The sequence below is a fragment of the Halohasta sp. A2 genome, assembly GCF_056175805.1.
This window is the reverse complement of record NZ_JAQFWV010000170.1, coordinates 1-1,020: the sequence shown is the minus strand read 5'-3', so window position 1 is coordinate 1,020 and position 1,020 is coordinate 1. Positions and strand designations below refer to the sequence as shown.

General features: G+C 47.5%; 1 protein-coding gene. It reads left to right on the top strand.

The genetic code is table 11. From position 1 onward, the window contains the following. Positions 1–551: 551 nt before the first annotated feature. Positions 552–929, top strand: coding sequence for a hypothetical protein (locus tag O2S87_RS18620; RefSeq protein ID WP_475410215.1), 378 nt, complete (start codon positions 552–554; stop codon positions 927–929). Positions 930–1,020: the final 91 nt, after the last annotated feature.

Genomic DNA, 1,020 nt, shown 5'->3' with positions numbered 1-1,020 from the left:
GAGTGTTGGAGCGTCGAATCTCAGCTGAAGTTTCGTCAAACCTGAGCAGATCCCGACAAGTTGCACCGACCTCGTCGATGTTTCTCCCCAGATCTCCTTGGCTCCAGTCTAAACCCCAGAAGTAGTGTTAGATAGAATAGTACAATGGTAACTTGTCCTAAATGTGGGGCAGAACTTCAGACAGCTTCAAGTGGTATGTTCTTTACACACGTCACACATCTATACTGCCCTCAGAAAAAATGCGATTATAAAAAAGTATTATATTGAGCAGTTTAGATGAGGAAGTGTGTCTCTTATTTCATGGCCGACTAGGACTAATCTTTGGCACACAACCTCGGAGGATGGATTTGATGCATGCCTTTATATCAAAATAAAAGCATATCTATTTGATGTTTTCTAATTGATGGATTGCAGATATATTCGACATTTCCAAACTCGAATGAGATCCACTTGTCGATCTACGCAGATGGGTGTGGGGCTTGTTCTATGACTCTCCGATCGACCGAGGATTGCTCGGACCACTGATCGTCAACAACCTCTGGGTGACGCCAATGAATGGGACTGGTCAAACCCCACTCAAAGAGGTGGCTGCAACGGTTTATGACGACATTGGGATTCGTCTGGAATATGAATCTGCGTATGACTGGATTGCATTCGTCCCGCAGCGAAACACTGGCCGAGGGGCGCTCACGAAGTACTTCGGCCGCTCAACCGATGGCAAGTACAAGTATCGAGGAATCGAGTGTCGCCAACGCAGCACGCCTGCGTTCATCAAGGAGGCGCAGAAAGAACTCATCGACACGTTCGACAGCTCGCGTGATCCAGCCGTCGTCTGTGATCAACTCACTCAGTTTCAAGCCGAACTGTGTGGCGGTGACGTTGATCCATCCCAACTTGCTCCGTTTATCGCAAGACGGCTCCCGTATTGAATCACTTACATAACAAATTCTCCTGTCTGAGTCGCTGAACTGCCGAATTTCTAGATACAGACATTGCAGAAGCACCCAAACCAGACTATCC